Origin of the sequence: Rheinheimera lutimaris (genome assembly GCF_013283795.1) — a bacterium.
GTDB lineage: Bacteria > Pseudomonadota > Gammaproteobacteria > Enterobacterales > Alteromonadaceae > Alishewanella > Alishewanella lutimaris.
This window is the reverse complement of sequence record NZ_JABSOD010000009.1, coordinates 44037-64249: the sequence shown is the minus strand read 5'-3', so window position 1 is coordinate 64249 and position 20213 is coordinate 44037. Positions and strand designations below refer to the sequence as shown.

General features: G+C 48.5%; 22 protein-coding genes and 7 tRNA genes. 8 read left to right on the top strand and 21 right to left on the bottom strand.

The window, feature by feature from the left end; translation table 11 throughout:
* Positions 1 to 38 precede the first annotated feature (38 nt).
* From HRH59_RS10850 to HRH59_RS10810, 9 genes are all read right to left on the bottom strand, one after another.
* Positions 39 to 112, bottom strand: a tRNA-Cys gene (locus HRH59_RS10850).
* Positions 113 to 142: 30 nt separating this feature from the next.
* Positions 143 to 218: transfer RNA gene (locus tag HRH59_RS10845), tRNA-Gly, on the bottom strand.
* Positions 219 to 353: 135 nt separating this feature from the next.
* A complete protein-coding gene (gene pgsA / locus HRH59_RS10840; RefSeq protein ID WP_173501288.1) occupies positions 354 to 908 on the bottom strand; it encodes a CDP-diacylglycerol--glycerol-3-phosphate 3-phosphatidyltransferase in 555 nt (184 codons plus the stop codon).
* Positions 909 to 941: 33 nt separating this feature from the next.
* The gene (uvrC, locus tag HRH59_RS10835) at positions 942 to 2759 is read right to left on the bottom strand and encodes an excinuclease ABC subunit UvrC (RefSeq protein WP_173501287.1); all 1818 of its coding nucleotides are present in this window, start codon (positions 2757 to 2759) and stop codon (positions 942 to 944) included.
* Entirely contained in the window at positions 2759 to 3403 is a 645-nt protein-coding gene (gene uvrY / locus HRH59_RS10830; RefSeq protein WP_173501286.1) for a UvrY/SirA/GacA family response regulator transcription factor, read from the bottom strand. Before uvrY ends, uvrC begins: the two co-directional genes overlap by 1 nt.
* 210 nt (positions 3404 to 3613) lie before the next feature.
* Positions 3614 to 3704 (bottom strand) — tRNA-Ser (locus HRH59_RS10825).
* A 182-nt stretch (positions 3705 to 3886) separates the two neighbouring features.
* A tRNA-Ser gene (locus HRH59_RS10820) sits at positions 3887 to 3977 on the bottom strand.
* Between the two features lie 182 nt (positions 3978 to 4159).
* Positions 4160 to 4250: transfer RNA gene (locus HRH59_RS10815), tRNA-Ser, on the bottom strand.
* A 182-nt stretch (positions 4251 to 4432) separates the two neighbouring features.
* Positions 4433 to 4523, bottom strand: a tRNA-Ser gene (locus HRH59_RS10810).
* A gap of 163 nt (positions 4524 to 4686) precedes the next feature.
* Between HRH59_RS10810 and HRH59_RS10805 the strand changes: the two genes are divergently transcribed.
* The 5 genes from HRH59_RS10805 to HRH59_RS10785 all read left to right on the top strand — a co-directional run bounded on the left by HRH59_RS10805 (position 4687) and on the right by HRH59_RS10785 (position 6745).
* Positions 4687 to 5355 (top strand): Bax inhibitor-1/YccA family protein, encoded by a 669-nt coding sequence (locus HRH59_RS10805; RefSeq protein ID WP_173501285.1) that lies wholly within the window; start codon positions 4687 to 4689, stop codon positions 5353 to 5355.
* 77 nt (positions 5356 to 5432) lie between these two features.
* Positions 5433 to 5795: a DsrE family protein gene (locus tag HRH59_RS10800; protein WP_173501284.1), complete on the top strand. Its 363-nt coding sequence runs from the start codon at positions 5433 to 5435 to the stop codon at positions 5793 to 5795.
* A complete protein-coding gene (tusC, locus tag HRH59_RS10795; protein WP_173501283.1) occupies positions 5795 to 6151 on the top strand; it encodes a sulfurtransferase complex subunit TusC in 357 nt (118 codons plus the stop codon). Before HRH59_RS10800 ends, tusC begins: the two co-directional genes overlap by 1 nt.
* A 1-nt stretch (position 6152) precedes the next feature.
* Positions 6153 to 6422, top strand: coding sequence for a DsrH/TusB family sulfur metabolism protein (locus HRH59_RS10790; RefSeq protein ID WP_173501282.1), 270 nt, complete (start codon positions 6153 to 6155; stop codon positions 6420 to 6422).
* Positions 6410 to 6745, top strand: a complete 336-nt coding sequence (locus HRH59_RS10785) for a TusE/DsrC/DsvC family sulfur relay protein (RefSeq protein ID WP_173501281.1) — start codon at positions 6410 to 6412, stop codon at positions 6743 to 6745. Before HRH59_RS10790 ends, HRH59_RS10785 begins: the two co-directional genes overlap by 13 nt.
* 19 nt (positions 6746 to 6764) lie before the next feature.
* On the opposite strand, the gene HRH59_RS10780 is transcribed toward HRH59_RS10785, so the two are convergent.
* From HRH59_RS10780 to lrp, 7 genes are all read right to left on the bottom strand, one after another.
* Positions 6765 to 6911: a hypothetical protein gene (locus tag HRH59_RS10780; RefSeq protein ID WP_173501280.1), complete on the bottom strand. Its 147-nt coding sequence runs from the start codon at positions 6909 to 6911 to the stop codon at positions 6765 to 6767.
* A 69-nt stretch (positions 6912 to 6980) separates the two neighbouring features.
* Complete coding sequence (serS, locus tag HRH59_RS10775) at positions 6981 to 8270, bottom strand: serine--tRNA ligase (RefSeq protein WP_173501279.1); 1290 nt, start codon at positions 8268 to 8270, stop codon at positions 6981 to 6983.
* Positions 8271 to 8275: 5 nt separating this feature from the next.
* Complete coding sequence (crcB, locus tag HRH59_RS10770; protein ID WP_173501278.1) at positions 8276 to 8653, bottom strand: fluoride efflux transporter CrcB; 378 nt, start codon at positions 8651 to 8653, stop codon at positions 8276 to 8278.
* Entirely contained in the window at positions 8653 to 9993 is a 1341-nt protein-coding gene (locus HRH59_RS10765; RefSeq protein ID WP_173501277.1) for a replication-associated recombination protein A, read from the bottom strand. Before HRH59_RS10765 ends, crcB begins: the two co-directional genes overlap by 1 nt.
* 5 nt (positions 9994 to 9998) lie before the next feature.
* A complete protein-coding gene (lolA, locus tag HRH59_RS10760) occupies positions 9999 to 10610 on the bottom strand; it encodes an outer membrane lipoprotein chaperone LolA (protein WP_173501276.1) in 612 nt (203 codons plus the stop codon).
* Positions 10611 to 13070, bottom strand: coding sequence for a DNA translocase FtsK (locus HRH59_RS10755; protein ID WP_173501275.1), 2460 nt, complete (start codon positions 13068 to 13070; stop codon positions 10611 to 10613).
* A 119-nt stretch (positions 13071 to 13189) separates the two neighbouring features.
* The gene (lrp, locus tag HRH59_RS10750) at positions 13190 to 13678 is read right to left on the bottom strand and encodes a leucine-responsive transcriptional regulator Lrp (protein ID WP_173501274.1); all 489 of its coding nucleotides are present in this window, start codon (positions 13676 to 13678) and stop codon (positions 13190 to 13192) included.
* A 148-nt stretch (positions 13679 to 13826) separates the two neighbouring features.
* Between lrp and ald the strand changes: the two genes are divergently transcribed.
* Positions 13827 to 14945, top strand: coding sequence for an alanine dehydrogenase (ald, locus tag HRH59_RS10745; RefSeq protein ID WP_173501273.1), 1119 nt, complete (start codon positions 13827 to 13829; stop codon positions 14943 to 14945).
* A gap of 310 nt (positions 14946 to 15255) precedes the next feature.
* A complete protein-coding gene (gene cspE / locus HRH59_RS10740) occupies positions 15256 to 15465 on the top strand; it encodes a transcription antiterminator/RNA stability regulator CspE (RefSeq protein ID WP_027670166.1) in 210 nt (69 codons plus the stop codon).
* A gap of 108 nt (positions 15466 to 15573) precedes the next feature.
* Here the strand turns inward: cspE and HRH59_RS10735 are convergent, their stop codons facing one another.
* The 4 genes from HRH59_RS10735 to HRH59_RS10720 all read right to left on the bottom strand — a co-directional run bounded on the left by HRH59_RS10735 (position 15574) and on the right by HRH59_RS10720 (position 18744).
* Positions 15574 to 15819 carry a DUF2960 domain-containing protein gene (locus HRH59_RS10735; protein ID WP_173501272.1) on the bottom strand — a complete coding sequence of 82 codons (246 nt, stop codon included), beginning with the start codon at positions 15817 to 15819 and terminating at the stop codon, positions 15574 to 15576.
* Entirely contained in the window at positions 15803 to 16678 is an 876-nt protein-coding gene (locus HRH59_RS10730; protein WP_173501271.1) for an EamA family transporter, read from the bottom strand. The genes HRH59_RS10735 and HRH59_RS10730 overlap by 17 nt, the downstream gene beginning before the upstream one ends.
* Positions 16675 to 17796 carry a 1-acyl-sn-glycerol-3-phosphate acyltransferase gene (locus HRH59_RS10725; protein WP_331460170.1) on the bottom strand — a complete coding sequence of 374 codons (1122 nt, stop codon included), beginning with the start codon at positions 17794 to 17796 and terminating at the stop codon, positions 16675 to 16677. The genes HRH59_RS10730 and HRH59_RS10725 overlap by 4 nt, the downstream gene beginning before the upstream one ends.
* A 75-nt stretch (positions 17797 to 17871) precedes the next feature.
* Entirely contained in the window at positions 17872 to 18744 is an 873-nt protein-coding gene (locus HRH59_RS10720; RefSeq protein ID WP_173501270.1) for a DMT family transporter, read from the bottom strand.
* Between the two features lie 185 nt (positions 18745 to 18929).
* On the opposite strand from HRH59_RS10720, the gene HRH59_RS10715 reads away from it, so the two are divergent.
* Positions 18930 to 19006, top strand: a tRNA-Pro gene (locus HRH59_RS10715).
* A 92-nt stretch (positions 19007 to 19098) separates the two neighbouring features.
* Here HRH59_RS10715 and HRH59_RS10710 read toward each other — a convergent pair.
* Positions 19099 to 20196 carry an ImmA/IrrE family metallo-endopeptidase gene (locus HRH59_RS10710; RefSeq protein ID WP_173501269.1) on the bottom strand — a complete coding sequence of 366 codons (1098 nt, stop codon included), beginning with the start codon at positions 20194 to 20196 and terminating at the stop codon, positions 19099 to 19101.
* Between the last annotated feature and the right edge of the window lie 17 nt (positions 20197 to 20213).

The window sequence follows — 20213 nt, the reverse complement described above, 5'->3', positions numbered from 1 at the left end:
CTGTATCATTTTCCGACTCAAAACAGCATAACATGTTATGGAGGCGGGTCCCGGAGTCGAACCGAGGTGGACGGATTTGCAATCCGCTGCATGGCCACTCTGCCAACCCGCCAATCAAACAATTTACACTCTTTGAAAGAGTTGGAGCGAGTAACGAGGTTCGAACTCGTGACCTCGACCTTGGCAAGGTCGCGCTCTACCAGCTGAGCTATACTCGCGTTGTTATGGCCATGTGCCTTAACACGTGACGCATTCTACTGTTTTAATTCAGCCAGTCAATAATAAATTTTTGCTTTTATGACTGACTGATTAAAATTTGACTGAGTTGCGCTAATTAACAACAAAAACAGCTATTAATGCACCAGGTCACGCCAAGCGGCTTTTAAATAACTGTACATAGACCACAGCGTAAGTACCGTTGCGACATATAACAAAATCATCCCCGCCGGGGTAAACCAGCTTACCAGCCACAACTCCGGCCGCCAAATTAAGCCGATTAACGCCAACATCTGCGCAATAGTTTTGTACTTACCCAGGTTAGACACTGCCACATTAGCACGTTTACCCAGTTCAGCCATCCATTCCCGCAATGCCGAAATGACAATTTCACGGCTAATCATAATAATGGCCGGAATGGTCACCCACAGCGAAACACTGTCTACAGCAATTAACACTAACGCCACAGCAACCATCACTTTATCGGCTACCGGATCCAAAAAAGCGCCGAAAGGCGTCGACTGCTCCAGCTTACGCGCCAGATAACCATCTAACGCATCGGTTATAGCTGCCAGCCAAAACACAAATGCGGCCCAAAACCGGGCATTCTCAATGCCGGAATAAAAGCACAGAATAAAAACCGGAATTAAAAACAGACGAAACAGGGTTAACAGATTGGGAATATTCCACATCTTAAGACTCTCTACAGCAGTTATGCCGCTATGCTACTTGTTATGACAGGCTTGGTAAATGTTTTCTGCCTGCGCCTTCGATATGCCGGGCACGGAACTCAGCTCAGTAACTGATGCCCGCATCACACCCTGTAAGCCGCCCAAATATTGCAACAACGCCTGGCGGCGCTTCTCACCTATGCCTTTCACTTGCTCTAACGGGCTTTTAATCAACGCCTTACCACGCTTATTTCGATGTCCGGTAATAGCAAAACGGTGCGCTTCGTCGCGAATTTGCTGAATTAAATGCAGTGCCGGCGCATCAGACGGTAAATTAATACTGCGGCCACTTTGCGCTAAAATCAGTGTTTCCAGTCCGGGTTTGCGGCTGGTGCCTTTAGCCACACCAACCAATAATGGCATTTTAGCGTGCGGCCACTCAGCAAACTGCGCGATAGCGGTATTCAACTGGCCCTGCCCACCGTCAATAAAGATAATATCCGGAATTTTTTCCGTGTCCTGCACCTTGCCGTAACGTTTGTTCAGAGCAAATTGCATCGCTGCATAGTCGTCACCACCGGTAATACCGGTGACGTTATAACGCCGGTATTCAGCTTTGTAGGGCCCCTGGCCATCAAACACTACGCAAGAGGCAATAGTGGCCTGCCCCATCGTATGGCTGATGTCAAAGCACTCCATACGGTTTATTGGCTGCTGCAGCTGCAGCAACTGCTGTAATTGTTGGTATCGTAATGCCATTTTCTGCGCCAACGATTGTTTGTTATCACAGGATAACTGCGCATTCTTCTGTGCCAGACTTAAGTACTGTGCTTTTTCACCGCGCTGTGCATGAGTAATTTTCACTTTTCGTCCGGCAATTTCGCTGATAGCCGCAGCCACAACGTCCATCTCCGCTAATGGCTGCGCAATGACAATTTCGCGTGGCATCTGGTGGCTACCGTAACCATCCAGATAAAACTGCAACAAAAACGCACTGAGAATCTCACTTTCTGCCGTGTCAGCCGGCACTTTAGGAAAGTAAGCTTTGCTACCCAGCACTTTTTGTTCACGTACAAACAGCACGTGCACAGCGGCTACACCATGAGAGTACACAAAACCGATAACATCCATTTCATCATGCTCGCCGCTCACGCTTTGTTGCTCCTGCACTTTACGCAGAGCAATAATTTTATCGCGATACTGAGCCGCCTGTTCAAACTGCAGCTGCTCACTGGCCTTTGCCATTTGCTGCACCAGATCATCGATAACCTGCTGATCTTTGCCTTGCAGAAATAAACTGGCCAGGCGCACCTGTTGTTGATAGTCCGCATCAGAAATTTTACCGACACAAGGTGCCGAACATAACTTTAACTGGTACTGCAAACACGGCCGTGTTCTGGCACGGTAAAAACCGTCTTCACATTGGCGGATAGGAAAGATTTTTTGCAGCGTTTTTAAGCTTTGCCATACAGCGCCCGCATTCGGATAAGGGCCAAAATACTGTCCGGCGGTTTTACGCGGGCCACGATGCGAACTGATGCGCGGATGTTTATGGTCGCTCAGCAAGATATAAGGATAAGACTTATCATCGCGTAACAGCACGTTGTAACGCGGTAAAAACTGTTTAATCAGATTATTTTCAAGGATCAGCGCTTCAGTTTCGCTGTGCGTCAGCGTGTACTCTACCTGTACTATCTGACTCACCAATGAGCGGGTTTTAACGCTGTCGACGTTAGTGCGGAAGTAGCTGCTTAATCTGGCACGCAAATCTTTGGCTTTGCCAACATAAATAACCTGCTCAGCCGCGTTTACCATACGATAAACACCCGGCTGATGCGGTACTGTCTTTAAAAAGGTTTTGGCGTCGAACATCAGGCTTTAGCGATATCGATCATGCCATGACGCAACGCAAGATGGGTTAACTCAACATCACCGCTGATAGCCAACTTCTCAAACATGCGGTAACGATAAGAGTTTACCGTTTTGGCACTAACATTTAGTTGTCCGGCTATGTCGTTTACTTTTTGCCCCTGAGTAATCATCATCATAATCTGCAGCTCGCGGTCTGATAAATCGTCAAACGGGTTCTGGCTATGATTATTTACTTTGCTCAGTGCCATTTTTTGCGCGACTTCATCAGAAATATGCCTGGCTCCGGAATACACTTTACGAATGGCGGCCACCATTTCCCGCGGTGGCGAGTTTTTTGAGATAAAACCGGCAGCACCCAGCTGCATAACCTTGGTAGGCACCGGCTCTTCACAAGACACCGACAATGCCAACACCTTAATGTCGGGGCAATAATGCAAAATGCGCTTTGTCGCAGTCATGCCGCCCATACCGGGCATATTCATATCCATCAGCACCACATCGGGCTCATGTTGACGACAAAATTGCAGAGCTTCCTCACCGGAGCCAGCCTCGCCTATCACCTTGATACCGCGCTCATCCATTAGTATGCGACTGATCCCAGTGCGCACAAGCTCGTGGTCATCAACTAACAAGACGTTAATCAATTTCGCTTCTCCGCTTCACTGGTTATTAGAATTATTATTGTTGTCTAGCATAGCCGGGCATGCCGCGTTTTGCTAAACAAATTAGACTTGGATCGCCGGTTTTGGCAAGTTGGCATTAAGTGTGCCAGAAAGGTTAATATTATGAAACAATTGAATTGTATTAACGGTAATTTTCTAAGTGATGAGTTAAAAAAGCTTATTGCGGGAAAGTGGCGGAGGGAGAGAGATTCGAACTCTCGGTGGGCTATTAACCCACGCCGGTTTTCAAGACCGGTGCATTAAACCGCTCTGCCATCCCTCCGCGTTACAGGGCGCATATTAAAAACTGCACCGGACTTTGTAAAGGGCTTTTTTGTTATTTTCAGCCGTTTGCTTAGTAAAACAACAACAAAGCCATTTATCGTACAGTTTATCGCTGAAAAAACAGCTTCCCGGCTAACATTGATATAGACCAACAAAAAAACCACCCTGAGGTGGTTTAAGTGGCGGAGGGAGAGAGATTCGAACTCTCGGTGGGCTATTAACCCACGCCGGTTTTCAAGACCGGTGCATTAAACCGCTCTGCCATCCCTCCGCGTTACAGGGCGCATATTAAAAACTGCACCGGACTTTGTAAAGGGCTTTTTTGTTATTTTCAGCCGTTTGCTTAGTAAAACAACAACAAAGCCATTTATCGTACAGTTTATCGCTGAAAAAACAGCTTCCCGGCTAACATTGATATAGACCAACAAAAAAACCACCCTGAGGTGGTTTAAGTGGCGGAGGGAGAGAGATTCGAACTCTCGGTGGGCTATTAACCCACGCCGGTTTTCAAGACCGGTGCATTAAACCGCTCTGCCATCCCTCCGCGTTACAGGGCGCATATTAAAAACTGCACCGGACTTTGTAAAGGGCTTTTTTGTTATTTTCAGCCGTTTGCTTAGTAAAACAACAACAAAGCCATTTATCGTACAGTTTATCGCTGAAAAAACAGCTTCCCGGCTAACATTGATATAGACCAACAAAAAAACCACCCTGAGGTGGTTTTAGTGGCGGAGGGAGAGAGATTCGAACTCTCGGTGGGCTATTAACCCACGCCGGTTTTCAAGACCGGTGCATTAAACCGCTCTGCCATCCCTCCGGCGACGCGTATATTAATCAGTTAACACATTAAAAGAAAGCATTAAATGCAAAATATTAACGCCAAGCCGAAATTGTCTCGTCGGGTACTGGTCTGTGCGGAACTAACCGGCTATGATGTCGTCAAATGCGTTGATAAACCTTTGTATCAGGAGAACATAACTATGTCATACAGAGAAACCACTACTCTGGGTACTGCCGGACGCAGTATCGAGATTAATAAAGTACTGCGTAACACTTATTTTCTGTTAGCAATGACGCTGACGTTCAGTGCGGTGACAGCCGGTATTGCTATGGCGATGAACATGTCACCGATGATGTCTCTGGTCTTTTTTGTTGCCGGCTTTATTATGCTGTTTGTGGTAAATAAGAAAGCGGACTCAGCCAGCGGCATTTTTTGGGTGTTCGCCTTTACCGGCGCACTGGGTGCCTCTTTAGGCCCAATGCTGAACTATTATGCCGGTTTAGCTAACGGCCCTGCACTTATTATGCAAGCCTTAGGTGGTACAGCACTGATATTCTTCAGTTTGTCCGCTTATGTTTTAACCACCCGTAAAGATTTCTCTTTTATGGGCGGTTTTTTAATGGTTGGTCTGATTGTGGTGTTAGTTGCCGCGCTGGCAAATATCTTCCTTGCTATTCCGGCCCTGAGCCTAACCATCAGCGCCGCCATTATTCTGATTATGTCAGCACTGATCCTGTTTGATACCAGCCGTATTATCAACGGCGGCGAAACCAACTATATCCGTGCTACTGTAAGCTTGTACCTGAATGTATTTAACATTTTTGTTAACTTACTGCAGCTGCTGGGTGTTTTCGGTGGTGATGACTAACCACAGCGCTTTGCGTGGCTAAGGTTATTGGTTAAAATGCCCCGCTCGTCGGGGCATTTTTTATTGTGGATTACGTTATGACACGTTTTGGCTTATTGCTTACATCAGACGGCTTTGCCAGCCAGAGTGTGCCGGCTATGCTGCTGTTTGCCAAAACAGCGCTTAATCATGGCCACCGTATCGATCACATTTTTCTGTATCAGGACGCGGTAAATTGTGCCGCTGCCAATATTGACTTACCGGCCGACGAACCGGACTTCAGTGCTGAATTGGCCGCATTTTGCCGCCGGCACAATATCCCGTTATTGTTTTGTGTTACCGCAGCCGAAAAGCGCGGCGTTGTCAGCAATACACTGTCTGCGCGCCAAGGTTACACTGCCGCCGGGCTGGCTGAATTTGCCATGCGCCAGGCCGACATTGACAAACTGGTGCAGTTTTAATGCGTAATATTTTAGTCTTGCAACGTCACAGTCCGTTTAATAACAGTAAAGGCCGCGAAGCGCTGGATTTGATACTGGCCCTGGCAGCGGTAGAGCATAATGTCAGTGTGCTGTTTAGCGGCGATGCGGTATATCAGCTGTTGCCGACACTGGATCAACCGGACTTTAGACTTAAAGCCTACCCGCGCAGCTTTAAATTATTTGGCTTGTACGATGTCGACCAGGTCTATGTTTGCCACCAGGCACTGACAGAGCGAGGCATAGATGCAAGCGCACTCAGCATCGGCGCAACGCTATTAGATAAAGATGCCATAGCCGAACTGCTGCATAAACAACATCATGTGATCACCGGTTAAGATGAAACTCATTAATATTATTAATCCTGCAGTAAACATCAGCGACTTAGCGGTGATATGTTTGCCTGACGATGCCATCCTGCTCAGACAAGATGCGGTTTATCTGTGTGCGCGCAGCGATATTACCTGGCCAACAGCACAAGTTTATGCCCTGGACAGCGATATCAGCCTGCGGCAACTAACCGCACAACCCGGTATTACAGCGCTAAGTGCAGAGCGTTGGCTACAACTGACTATTGATGCGCAACAGGTGCTGCTATGGCAGAACTGATGTTAAACGGCAACGGCCTCGCGCTGGATAAACACGGTTATCTGGCCAATGTACAGGATTGGAGTGAGCAGGTTGCAGAGGAATTTGCTCAGTTGGAAAGTATAAGTTTAACTGCTGCACATTGGGAGGTGGTACATTTTGTCCGGCAGTTTTATCTGGAGTTTAATACCTCACCGGCGATGCGCATTTTGGTTAAAGCTATGGCGCAGCAGTTAGGGCCGGACAAAGGCAACAGCAAATACCTGTTTAAGTTATTTCCACAGGGCCCCGCCAAACAAGCTACCCGCATTGCCGGTCTGCCTAAACCGGCAAAATGCCTGTAAGTCATTACCGGCATTTTCTTTACAGACTATCGCGAAAAATCCCTAACATCGCCTCTAAAGTGACAATAGCAAATACCGCGGCAATACCAATAATAATGGCCCAATAAATCGCCCGCATCAGCGCCGGATTACTTTGCTTTAAACTTTTTCGTGGTTTATTTGTCATTTACCCGTCCTTGTATTGCACCAGCTAAGTATAGCTAAGGCTTTACAAGGCGGGTACTGTCATTCAACCTCAGCGCAGTGTTGTTACACCACCCATATAAGGTTGCAGCACGTCAGGTACCACAATACTGCCGTCAGCTTGCTGATAGTTTTCTAAAATTGCTACCAAAGTACGGCCAACCGCCAGTGCTGAACCGTTCAGTGTGTGAATTAACTCCGGCTTCTTCATATCGCCGCCACGGTACCGTGCTTGCATCCGTCGCGCCTGAAAATCGCCCATATTGCTGCAGGACGAAATTTCACGGTAAGTATTCTGCGCCGGCAACCACACTTCCAAATCATACGTTTTAGCAGCGCCAAAGCCCATATCGCCGGTGCAAAGCAGCATAACGCGATAAGGCAACCCCAGTAGCTGCAGCACTTTCTCTGCATGGCCGGTGAGTTCTTCCAACGCTTGCATCGAGTGTTCCGGCTGTACCAGTTGTACCAGTTCAACTTTATCAAATTGATGCTGGCGAATTAAGCCACGGGTATCACGGCCATATGAGCCGGCCTCACTACGAAAACAAGGCGTATGTGCAGTGTATTTTACCGGCAGCTCACTGGCATCAAAAATAGTATCACGCGCTAAATTAGTTACCGGCACTTCCGCGGTTGGAATAAGCGCCATACCCTGACCTTCTTCAGTGGCCGGTTGGGTGTGGAACAAATCGCCGCCGAACTTCGGCAACTGACCGGTGCCGTACAAGCTGGCATGATTCACCAGGTAAGGTACATATAATTCTGTATAGCCATGCTGCTCCGTGTGCAGGTTAAGCATAAACTGCGCTAGTGCACGGTGCAGCCTGGCGACCTGGCCACGCATCACAACAAAACGTGAACCGGCCACTTTTACCGCACTTTCAAAATCGAGGCCTTTATCCAGCGCTTCGCCAAGAGCAACATGATCTTTAACATCAAACTCAAACGTGCGCGGCTGACCAACACGGCGCAATTCCACGTTGTCTGTTTCATCTTTACCGGCCGGCACCGACAAATCCGGCAAATTAGGAACACTCAGCGCGATTTGCTCAACGTCTGCCAACACAGCATCAAGTTGCTGCTTGGCGGCATCCAACTGCGCCCCCAAGCCGTCTACTTCTGCCAACAGTGGCGCAATATCTTCACCGCGGCCTTTGGCCTGGCCAATAGCTTTGGATTTGGTGTTACGCAGGTTTTGCAGCTCTTGCGTATCCACCTGTAGCTTACGACGTTGCTCTTCCAACGCCGTTAAGCGCGCCACATCCAGTACAAAGCCACGTTGCGCCAGGCGCGCGGCGGTTTCAGTTAATTCATTACGTAAAAATTTCGCATCTAGCATAGTAATTACTTCATTGAACCCAGTTTCAGCCCTAACCAGGCAAGCGTTAAACATAACAACACATTTAATAATACGTTGGCGATTGCTTTTAGCCAGTCGCCTTGCTGCAGCAGCAAGACCGTATCCAGCGAAAAGGTGGAAAAGGTAGTAAAAGCGCCGATTAAACCAATAGCGATCAGCGCACGCCAGGGGGATGCCGTCAGCGCACCACTGCTAAACAGCGCATATAATAGCCCCAGCACAAAAGAACCCAGAATATTAACCAGCAAAGTGCCAAAAGGGAATGACTTACCGAAAACATTCAGTGCTAACTCATTGCAGCCATAACGTAAACAGGCGCCGGTAGCACCGCCGATAGCAACCGCCAGATAGGTCGTCAGCATTATTTATCCCTTTTACGCGGGCTGTCTGCATCTAACTGTTTAAGATAGCGCAACTTTTCCGCCAGCTGTTTTTCCATACCGCGGTCAACCGGTCGATAAAACTGCTGCCCGGCCAATTCAGCCGGCAAATAACGTTCGCCGGCCGCATAAGCGCCCTGCTCGTCATGTGCATAGCGATAGCCTTCGCCAAACCCCAATTGCTGCATTAATTTTGTCGGCGCATTACGTAAATGCAGCGGCACCTCATACGCCGGCTGCTCAGCCACCAGCTGCCGCAATTGCTTAAACGCACTGTACACCGCATTACTTTTCGGCGCTAATGCCATATAGACTGCAGCCTGGGCAATAGCCCGCTCGCCTTCTGCCGGGCCTACCCGTTCAAAAGTATCCCAGGCATTTAATGCCAGCGTAAGCGCTCGCGGATCGGCATTACCGATATCCTCGCTGGCAATAGCCAGCAGGCGCCTGGCCACATACAACGGGTCACCGCCACCGGCCAGTATCCGGCAGTACCAGTACAGCGCTGCATCGGGGTCTGAGCCACGCACTGATTTATGAAAGGCTGAGATCAGGTCATAAAACATATCGCCCTGATTATCAAAACCGGGTAATTGCTTTGGTACCAGATGTTTTAAGGTGTCAAAATGGATCACTTTGCCGTCTGCCTGAGCATCAGTCAGCTCTGCCGCCTGCTCCAACAAGTTAAGCAATTTACGCGCATCGCCGGCGGCCAGTTGCAATAACAGCTGCTCTGCATCTGCGGCTAAACTGATGGCCTCATTACCCAAGCCCCGCTCTTTGTCTGTTAAGGCTTGCTGCAATACCTGGTGTAAATCGGTATCACTGAGCGCTTTTAATACACAGACGCGGGCACGGGATAAAATAGCGTTATTAAGCGCAAAAGACGGGTTTTCGGTGGTGGCACCGATAAAAATAATGGTGCCATCTTCAATAAAGGGTAAAAAAGCATCTTGCTGGCTTTTATTAAAGCGGTGCACTTCATCGACAAACAGCAAAGTACGTTGCTGATACTGTTGTTGGCGTTGCTGAGCCTGCGCAATAGCCTCGCGAATTTCTTTAATGCCACAGGTAACAGCAGATAATTTGATAATTGCGGCATCGGCATGGCTGGCAATCACTTCCGCCAGGGTGGTTTTACCGGTTCCCGGCGGCCCCCATAAAATCAGCGAAAATACCCGGCCGGCCTCAATGGCTTTTTTCAGCGCACTGCCGTCACCAATTAAGTGCTGCTGGCCGGCATATTCCGCCAGGTTACGCGGACGCATCCGCGCGGCCAGCGGGCGAAAATCATCAGCAAAATCTAACGGTAATGAGTTCACGCTGCTTATCGCTGCCGTTGATCGTCGATATCGGTGCCGGCCGGCGGTTCAAAGCGAAACAGCTCATCGTCCAGCGCAATATTTAACTGCACCAGGGTAAAGTTAAATTCGCTGGTTTGCCGGTTCATATCCAACACCTGCATTTTTGATAATGCCGCGCCGGAAAAACTCAGCGTTAGCTGCACGACCGGGCTGTCTGCAGCTTTCGAGCGAATAACAAATTGCTCGCCCTGCTGCTCAACGTCATATTGCGCCCACAGTTCAGCTTTAGTTGAGGTCAGCAGCACAAAAGGCGTACGGTTAACTTCGTTGGCGGCATCATAAATAGTTAACTGTTCCAGCGGTTCATTGTAAAACCATAAGCTGCTGCCATCGCCGATAAATAAATTCGGCTCCGGCTCTGTGGTTTCAAAACGAAACAACGCCGGTTGCTTCAGCATCAATTCGCCCTTACCTTGTTGCAGCAGTTGCTGTTGCTCGTCAAACACTTGCTGCTCAAAGCCAGCGGAGAAACTTTTGATTGTCGCCAGCTTACGCTGCAGCGTTTGCTCAGCATTTTGCGCCAACGCAGTGGCAGAAACACAACACAATACAACAGCTAACATACTACGCAGCATTTAATATCCTTTAGGTGGCGGAGGCGCCATCACTTCACGGTTACCATTGTGGCCCGGGCCACTGACAATACCACTGTGCTCCATTTGTTCTACCAAACGGGCGGCACGGTTGTAGCCAATACGGAACTTACGCTGTACGCCCGACACCGAGGCGCGGCGCGATTCAGTAACAAAAGCTACCGCCTGGTCGTACAGAGGATCAGCTTCACCGTCGTCACCTTCGAGTGTTTCACCGGGTAATAAGTTTTCTTCGGTAGTTTCACCGCTTAAAATTTCAGCAATGTAGTTTGGCCGGCCGCGTTTTTTCCAATCGGCCACTACGGCATGCACTTCGTGGTCGTCAACAAAGGCGCCATGCACCCGTGTCGGCACCCCGGAGCCCGGCGGCAAATACAACATGTCGCCCTGGCCCAATAAGCTTTCGGCGCCTTGCTGATCTAAAATGGTACGGGAGTCAATTTTTGATGACACCTGAAAGGCAATCCGCGTTGGGATATTGGCTTTAATCAAACCGGTAATGACATCAACCGAAGGCCGCTGAGTTGCTAAAATCAAATGAATGCCGGCAGCACGGGCTTTTTGCGCAATACGGGCAATCAGCTCTTCCACCTTCTTGCCGACAATCATCATCATGTCAGCAAATTCATCTATCACCACCACGATAGACGGCAGTTTTTCTAACAGCGGTGCTTCCGTGCGCATATCGTCTGACGCCCGCCACAGCGGATCTTTCAGTGGTGCACCCTCTGCTATCGCTTCTTTAACTTTGACGTTATAACCCTTCAGGTTACGCACACCCAGCGCCGACATTAATTTATAGCGCCGCTCCATTTCACCAACACACCAACGCAGGCCATTGGCAGCGTCTTTCATATCGGTAACTACTTCGGTTAATAAATGCGGAATGCCCTCATAAATTGACAGCTCCAGCATTTTCGGGTCAATCATTAAAAAGCGCACATCATCCGGCGTCGATTTATACAGCAAACTACAAATCATTACGTTAACGCCGACCGATTTACCGGAGCCGGTGGTACCGGCTACCAATAAGTGCGGCATTTTGGCCAAATCTGCCACTACCGATTTACCGGCAATATCTTTGCCCAGCACCATGGTAAGCGGCGATTTAGAGTTGTCGAACACCTCATCACCGATCACTTCAGACAACCGCACAATTTCGCGATGCTTATTCGGCAGCTCGAGACCAATAAAAGATTTACCCGGGATAACTTCTACTACCCGAACACTTATAGCCGATAACGAGCGGGCCAAATCTTTGGCCAGTCCGGTAATTTTACTGACTTTTACACCCGGGGCTAAATCAAGTTCAAACCGTGTAACCACCGGGCCCGGGTGCACCCCTACCACATTGGCTTCTACGTTAAAATCCAGCAGCTTGGTTTCTACCAGCCGCGATACCCGCTCTAAATCCGCCGGGTCTATCGGGTTAACCGCTTTATCGGGCCGGTCAAGCAACGCCAGTGACGGCAGCTCTTCCAGCAAGTGTGACACCTCTTCGCTGTCATCTTCGTCATCGGTCAGTTCGTGTAAGATAGTTTCTATTTCAGGCGCTGGCGGCAAATCTAACTGCTGCAACGTTTCACCCCGACGCAGCTCAGATTCAGACTCATCAATGGCGCTGAACGACAATTGCTCATCAGCCAGCGTATCCACGCTGTAAAACGCTTTGGCTTCGGTTTTGGCATTTAATGGTGTTATCGGCAGGCTGTCAGCCACAGGTTTACTCAGTTGCGGCGTTCTGCGGGGCTTTTCCAATGTCACAGCCGGCTCGTCGTCAAATTCATCTTCTGCCGGTTCAGCAGCAAAAGGGTCGTAGTCATCTTTGCCGCGCTCACGTAAGCGCTGCGGTACTGACATCACAAATTGTGCACCGGCATAGCAGGCCGCGCCCAGCGCATCAGCAACCGTTAACCAGGAAATTCCGGTCATCAGGGTTAAACCGGTAGCAAAACCACATAACAGTAATAAGATGGTGCCGATAAAGTTGAAGTACGGTAACAAGGCGCCGCTGACGACATCACCTATCACGCCACCGGATGAAAAATAGAAAATATCATTAAAGTTCAGGCTGCTGATTGCTGTGGCCGTAAGCAAAGTTAACACCAGGCCAATAATACGCAAGCCGAGGATCAGGTAATCCAGGCTCATCAAATCATGAAAACGCTTAAACAACAGATAACCGGCCAGCGCGAACAAAAACGGCATTAAATACGCAATCCAGCCAAAACTGAATAACAACAGATCAGCCAGCCAAGCACCAATGGGGCCGGCATAATTATGCACGCTGCTCTGATAGCCGGTTTGTGACCAGCTCGGATCGGCCGGATCAAAAGATAACAATGCCAGCAACAGAAATAAGGCAAAGCCGGAAAATATGATTAAACCGACTTCGAGCAAACGCTGCACACCGTTTAACGGAAAATAAACTCTGTTCTGCAAATGACAGGCCCTACCTTTTTATCATCGTTTTTATTCAAGCGCACCGGGGCGGAATACTACCGGCTAAGATACCAGAGACACTGTAAAAGTGCATCCGTGAAGCGCAACTGAACCGCTTTTTAACTGCTGATGGCAACAAAGGTAGTTTGTTTCACCTCTTCCATCACCACATAGGTGCGGCTTTCCCGCACACTGGGCAGTCTGAGCAGGGTTTCGCCCAACAGTTCACGGTAGGCCGCCATATTGGCTACCCGGGTTTTCAGCAAAAAGTCGAAACTGCCGGATACCAGATGGCACTCCTGAATTTCCTCCAGCTTCTGCACCGCCTTGCTGAACTCATCGAAATCTTCCGGCGAGGTTTTGCTTAAGGTTATCTCAACAAACACTAACAAGGCCGCGCCAACTTTTTGCGGGTCTACCTGAGCGGTATAGCCTAAGATCACGCCTTCGGCTTCCAACTTTCGCACCCGTTCCAGGCAAGGCGTTGGGCTAAGCCCTACCCTGCGTGCCAGTTCAACATTGGCTAAGCGACCATCACGCTGCAATTCCAGCAGTATTTTGCGGTCTATTCTATCTAACTTCTTGATACTTTTACTTAAAGAGTACATAGCAGCTAAAAAATTCGCTTTTTAAATTTAAACAGAATTTTGCACTACCCCAAGGCCACAAAACAAGCATTAATTCTACAAAGTTAGCAGTATACTGCGCACATATTTTACCTCGGCCAACTATAACCTCAGAAAAGGGCATAAAACGATGATCATTGGCGTACCAAAAGAGATTAAAAACCACGAATACCGTGTAGGTATGACCCCGGCCAGCGTACGTGAGCTGGTAAACCATAAACACAGTGTACTGGTAGAAACCAACGCCGGCATGGGTATCGGTTTTACTGACGAAGATTACACCGCTGCCGGCGCAACAGTACTGTCAACAGCTGCAGAGGTTTTCGCCAAAGCAGAGATGATTGTTAAAGTAAAAGAGCCGCAAGCGGTTGAGCGTGCCATGCTGCGCGAAGGCCAAATCCTGTTTACTTACCTGCACCTGGCACCGGATTTACCGCAAACCGAAGATTTAATTAAATCTAAAGCTATCTGTATCGCCTATGAAACCGTTACCGACAACCGTGGTGGTTTACCGCTGTTGGCACCGATGTCAGAAGTTGCCGGGCGTATGTCAATTCAGGCCGGTGCCCGTGCGCTGGAAAAATCCTGCGGCGGTCGAGGCATGCTGTTAGGCGGTGTACCGGGCGTAGCACCGGCCAAAGTAGTAGTTATTGGTGGCGGTATGGTGGGTACCAACGCAGCACAAATGGCGCTGGGTTTAGGTGCTGATGTAACAGTACTGGATCGCAGCGTAGATGTACTGCGTCGTATTAATGCTCAGTTCAACGGCGCGGTTAAAGCCATTTACTCTACTGCAGATGCATTAGAGCAGGAAGTGCTGGCAGCCGATCTGGTTATCGGTGGCGTATTGGTGCCGGGTGCAGCCGCACCCAAGCTGGTAACCAAAGAACATATCAAACGCATGAAACCTGGCTCAGCTATCGTTGACGTAGCCATTGACCAGGGCGGTTGTGTCGAAACGTCTAAAGCAACTACGCACGCCGATCCTACCTATATTGTTGATGACGTAGTGCACTATTGCGTAGCGAACATGCCGGGTGCTGTGCCACGCACCTCTACTTTCGCATTAAACAACGCCACCCTGCCGTTTATTCTGCGCTTAGCCAATAAAGGTTATAAGCAGGCATTGCTGGATGACGCACACTTAATGAATGGTCTGAACGTGATGAACGGCCAGGTAACCAACCAAAGTGTTGCCGAAGCCCTGGGTTTTGCCTTTGTTGAGCCTAAAGTGGCATTAAACGCTTAATGTTCAATAAATAAACAACTGTATTTAAAGGCCGCTTTAGCGGCCTTTTTTATTTTTCCGGCTTTTTTATTGTCTGACAAAGGTTTATTTGCAATTTACTATATACATTCGGCTCAAACCTGTTATAGTTCTTTCCGGCCTGTAAAGCAGACCTATGTAACAAAATGTTTATGAAAACTTCGCTACACAGCTTCATTGTAAGTCATGTCCTGAAGATTCACGCACGTTTGGCCGCATAAGTAAGGTAACAGTCAGGCTAAAAGCGCAATTAAGCGTCAATTAGTTCTATTAAAATTTTTAGGAGTCATTCATGGCTAAAGTAACTGGTGTAGTTAAGTGGTTCAACGCTGATAAAGGTTTCGGTTTCATTACTCAGGATAACGGCGGCGCTGACGCATTCGTTCACTTCCGTGCTATCCAAACTGAAGGTTACAAAACCTTAAACGAAGGCCAACGCGTAGCTTTCGAAATCGAACAAGGCCAAAAAGGCCCACAAGCTGCTAACGTTACAGTTCTGTAATTTAAGCACTTGCTAAAAAAAGGACACTGCGGTGTCCTTTTTTATTGCCTGTAATTTACCGCCCCGGCTGAATAAAAATAAGCGCCCTGTTACAGGCGCCATCTTCAGCTACTGTTCTTCCCTGACAAAAGCAATATCGGCAAAGCCCATGCGGGCAAATTCTTGCTGGCGGTAATTCTTTACTGCCGCGCCACGTTTAGCTGTCATCGCCACTTGCTGCTCCATCGCCAGAAAGCGGGTTAAGTCTATGCCTTCGGCAGCCGCCACCGCTTCATACATATCACGGTGTTTGTCATAGCTAAAGTTAATTACTTTACGCTGGTTATTAAAGGTATAGCTAACTTGTCTGGCCATCTGCCACTCCGGGTTTAACTGAGTTGCGCACCGGCTTACACAACATACAGGATAAGATTAACAGTATTGAGCCTATGCCTAAGCTCAACAGATTTTCATTGCGGTTCCACAGCACAATATTTACCAATAAGCCGGCAGGGATCAGCATATTATTCATCACAGCCAAGATGCCACTGCTGACCAGGGTTGCGCCTTTGTTCCAGTAATAATAACCGCCACCGGAGGCCACCAAACCCAACCACAGCAATATGCTCCATTGTGTTGCACTTTGCGGGTATTGTGCGCTGCCAAGCAACCACCACGCCGGCAACACTACCATAGCTGCGCCAAGGTAGAACCAGCCAAACAACTGATGTTGCGCCAGGGCTGAAGGCCGTTGTGCCAATAGTAACTTATAGCCCACCTGGCCAAAGGCAAAACATAAATTTGCCCCCTGCACTACCGCAAAGCCCAACCAGTAGTCTTGTGTCAGGCCCTGATAACGCATAATGGCCGCAGCGACTACCGCCAACAACGCAGCCAGTAAAAAGCGATAGCGGAAGCGGCGCTGCAATGCGTCGTACAGCAAGGTGATATACACTGGTGTAAAGATGGTGAAAACCAGCACTTCCGCCACGCTAAGCAACAAAAACGACTGATAATAAAACAAATACATCAGCCCCAGTTGCACCGCTCCCAACACCAGTAACTTTAGTGCCAACGACAGTTGTATCCGGCGCATAAAAGGTAAAAACACCAGCAAAGCCAGCAGCACCCGCAGCAGTACCGCAAAATAAGCATCTACCTGACCGGCTAAATACACCCCAATCAAGCTAAACGAAAACGCCCATAACAGTGTTACCGCAATAAGGTAACTCAAGTACTGTGTTCCACTGTGTGTTGCTTGAGTAACGGCGCGGCATACAGCCGGTTTAACATTGGCTGCGCGGCAACCGGCACGGCTTGTAAGCGTTGCTGCCACTGTTCGGCCACCGCTTCATCAACAGCGCTATGCTGTTGTCCGGCGGCTAAATAATTTACCGGAAATAAGCGGTAGCGCTGCCAAATTTGCTGATCAATCAATGCAGCCAGTTGCTCAGGCTCTGCCGGTACATCGGTAAGCGGTGTGCCGAACGCCACATGCACACGACCTTTGAAGCCGACTATGCCCTTAATAATGCTGTCGATATCTTCAAACTCGCCTTTTTGATAACTACCGGCGGTTTGCTTTTGCCACAACTCGTTAATTTTGTCGATATCACATGGGTCGTACTCATAAGATAAGCACACCGGCACGATATTTAACCCGGCCATATAGGTAGCAAAATCTTCACCGCGCTTTTTGCCTTCCATATAAAACATTTTCAAAATAGCCGGGTCGGTTTCATCATTACCGTCTTTAGCGCGGCCTTCTTTTTGCGCGATCCATACCGATTGTTGTTGTTCCAGTGAATGCTTAATGTAAGACGACAACTGCGAGAAATTTTTCAGCATTTCACGCGGGCCTTTGGCGCCGCGTTTCACAATAAAACTTTTATTCAGCTTCATCAGTTCGGTAGCACAGGCTTTGCGCAGCAAATTATCACCAATGGCAATGCGCACAGTATCAAAACCATGATGGTGCAAACACCAGTTTACCAATGCAGGGTCCATGGCAATATCGCGATGATTGGATACAAAAAGATAAGCCTTGCCGGGCGTAAGCTGATCCAGTCCCGACACCGTTACCTTGTTAGTGGTGCTGTCTATCATCCGGTCCATAAAAGCCGCGACCTGCTTTTGTACCGCCAATACATTAGTAAGTTTGGCCCAACGCCGCTTTAGCGCATATTTTACTAACGGCGATAATAACCAGCCAAACGGGCCGGACAAATGCGGAAAACGGTAATGTAAAATTGCCTGAATAAAGTCTTTATCGGCAATTAAACGCGCTATAGCAGGTACCACTTCGCTATCGTTGTAAGGCCGGATATCGGCATATATATCTTGTTCTGACACAAAAATCACTACGGTTGGCTCTTAAGAGCGCTCCATTTTACTGAGTTAGTGAAAATTCACCAGTCTCATTGCTAATTAAGCCCACATTACTGCTATGGCCGCCAACACTATCAGCGCCAGGCCCCAATGATCGGCTTTTTGTAGTTTCTCTTTAAATACAAAGGCCGAAATCAGCAACATAAACAGCACTTCCACCTGGCCCAGCGTTTTTACCAACGCCACCGACTCCAGGCTCATAGCGGTAAACCAGCCTACCGAGCCCACACAACTGCATGCACTGATCAACAAGGTTAGTTTAGGCCGCTGCCATAACGCCGTTAATGTCGGCCGGTGTTTCATACTTAACCACAGCAATAATACGGCAGTTTGCAATAAGATCACCAACAGCAATACCCAAGCCGCACCGTGCGGAAACGGCAAGCCCAGCACCAGGCTGGCCTGACGCACCCACAAGGATGTCAGTGCAAAAGCCAAACCGCTCCCCAGCCCCAGTAACATTACCGGCAGCGACAACTGGCGTAAGCTGGCACCACTGAGTAAAAATACCGCACAGCCACCTAAGGCCACACCTAACCAACCCAGCGCGGTTAAAGATTCGCTGAAAAACACCACGCCCAGCACCGCAGCCAACACCGCCTCGCTTTTAGCCAGCCCGGCTCCGATAGCATAGTTCCGCAGCTTAAACAGCTTTACCATCAGCGCAGTGGCCAGAATTTGTGCCAGCGCTGCCGCCACGACAAAGCCGGCAAAGCCCGCACTGAACGAAGGCATAGCAACAGGTTGCCACTGATACAAAGCCCACAAATACACTGCCGCTAACGGCGACGCCCAGATAAAACGCGCCAGCGTAACGCCGGCCACGCCAACATCTTTGCTTAATTGCTTTTGAAACGCATTGCGCCAGGCCTGCATAAACGCAGCCAGCAAGGTAAAGGGGATCCACAGCACAGCTATACACCAAAAGACGTAAAGACGGCTATTTTAGCAGCGGGTAAGAAATTAAGATAGCAAGACGCAGCTATAGTGCTTATTCAACTTGCTGATATATAAAGCTTGCTGGTTGGCGAAATTTGCAACAGTCAACCAATACAGCATTGCTTTCTGGCGGGGAATCATTATGATACGCCCTACGTCGGTACGTAGCGCAGCTTGGTAGCGCACTTCGCTGGGGGTGAAGGGGTCGGAGGTTCGAATCCTCTCGTACCGACCATTAAATTCCCTAAAACAAAGCCCCGCTGTTGCGGGGCTTTGTTGTTTCTGTAAGTAGCATTTAAGGCGAGTTCATCAGCCTTACACCCAAACTTAGTATTCCGGTATCAAGTCCAGCTCTTCCAATCGAATGGCCATCGCCTCTCTGGAAACCTTAAACTGTTCAGAAAGCGAAAATACTGCTTCGCCATTAATACTGTCTAAACCTGCCAACGCCCTTGCTAACCCGCGTTTGGTTGATAACTCTTTTTCTATCCGCTTATTTTTATTGCGATTTAAAATATGTTGTAAATTGTCACGCTGCAATAATTCCGATGGGAAACGTTCGTTGAACCTGCGGCTTACCAATTTAGCGGGCATTAAAAAGTATACTGCGAACTTCTCAGCCTCAAGCTCGATATGATCCTTGGGGCCAGTGCCACTGCCATCCAGTGGTTTGTCACGATGTAAACCAGACTGCTGATGCATAATGGCATGCCCTACCTCATGAGCAGCTGTAAAATTCATAATTTCAGGTGACATTAACATCGAGAGTTCTGCTGTTCGATTGTCTTTGTCTATAATTCCTGCGACATCTATATCGCCTTCGATAACACCTAATGAACTTCTTTTAGATACCTTATACCCCAACAGCTCAAATGCCTTTTCAGGGTTCAGCAACTCTGCCGGATCATCAGGTACACCGTCCGGCCACAGCGCTTCTCTATGACGCCATATTACATGTGTCAGCTGCCGCGCAGCCTTCTCAATATGCTTATAACTAATTTTGCCTTTGCTGTCAGTCACAAGCTGAGTGAATTGCAGAAGCGGCAAAGATGCGTTCTGTTTGTCACTACCGCCGGCGGATAAAAACTCATCTTCATCCCGATTTGCTGCAACGGCGTAGCGATTCAGGTTACCTTTGTACCCTTCGTGCAGCTCTTTGCTTTCGTACTGTGCTGCCGGAATGTCCGGATAAGCATTTGAAGATGGTGGCATTTTAATTTCATCATCATCAGTCTGGTCAGCTAAAACTTCATACGGGTGTCGATAACCTCTATTGCCAGCAATATCTGCTTGATCTTTATTTATGTCATTGATAGCGAACTGACTTGGCATATCGGCACTAAACTCCCCTTCATCATCGAGATGTGCGCAAGGATTTTGTAGCCGCTGGCGGTCTTTGATTATCAAATTTAGAGGTGCTGTCATGCAATAAACCTTTTTGT

Bases quoted from the DNA above. Each gene is read 5' to 3' on its own strand.
- HRH59_RS10780 (WP_173501280.1), bottom strand. From the start codon at position 6,911: ATGACAAATAAACCACGAAAAAGTTTAAAGCAAAGTAATCCGGCGCTG.
- pgsA (WP_173501288.1), bottom strand. From the start codon at position 908: ATGTGGAATATTCCCAATCTGTTAACCCTGTTTCGTCTGTTTTTAATT.
- tusC (WP_173501283.1), top strand. From the start codon at position 5,795: ATGCGTAATATTTTAGTCTTGCAACGTCACAGTCCGTTTAATAACAGT.
- lrp (WP_173501274.1), bottom strand. From the start codon at position 13,678: ATGTACTCTTTAAGTAAAAGTATCAAGAAGTTAGATAGAATAGACCGC.
- HRH59_RS10710 (WP_173501269.1), bottom strand. From the start codon at position 20,196: ATGACAGCACCTCTAAATTTGATAATCAAAGACCGCCAGCGGCTACAA.
- cspE (WP_027670166.1), top strand. From the start codon at position 15,256: ATGGCTAAAGTAACTGGTGTAGTTAAGTGGTTCAACGCTGATAAAGGT.
- HRH59_RS10785 (WP_173501281.1), top strand. From the start codon at position 6,410: ATGGCAGAACTGATGTTAAACGGCAACGGCCTCGCGCTGGATAAACAC.
- HRH59_RS10735 (WP_173501272.1), bottom strand. From the start codon at position 15,819: ATGGCCAGACAAGTTAGCTATACCTTTAATAACCAGCGTAAAGTAATT.
- HRH59_RS10805 (WP_173501285.1), top strand. From the start codon at position 4,687: ATGTCATACAGAGAAACCACTACTCTGGGTACTGCCGGACGCAGTATC.
- crcB (WP_173501278.1), bottom strand. From the start codon at position 8,653: ATGCTGACGACCTATCTGGCGGTTGCTATCGGCGGTGCTACCGGCGCC.
- lolA (WP_173501276.1), bottom strand. From the start codon at position 10,610: ATGCTGCGTAGTATGTTAGCTGTTGTATTGTGTTGTGTTTCTGCCACT.
- HRH59_RS10800 (WP_173501284.1), top strand. From the start codon at position 5,433: ATGACACGTTTTGGCTTATTGCTTACATCAGACGGCTTTGCCAGCCAG.
- ald (WP_173501273.1), top strand. From the start codon at position 13,827: ATGATCATTGGCGTACCAAAAGAGATTAAAAACCACGAATACCGTGTA.
- uvrC (WP_173501287.1), bottom strand. From the start codon at position 2,759: ATGTTCGACGCCAAAACCTTTTTAAAGACAGTACCGCATCAGCCGGGT.
- serS (WP_173501279.1), bottom strand. From the start codon at position 8,270: ATGCTAGATGCGAAATTTTTACGTAATGAATTAACTGAAACCGCCGCG.
- HRH59_RS10790 (WP_173501282.1), top strand. From the start codon at position 6,153: ATGAAACTCATTAATATTATTAATCCTGCAGTAAACATCAGCGACTTA.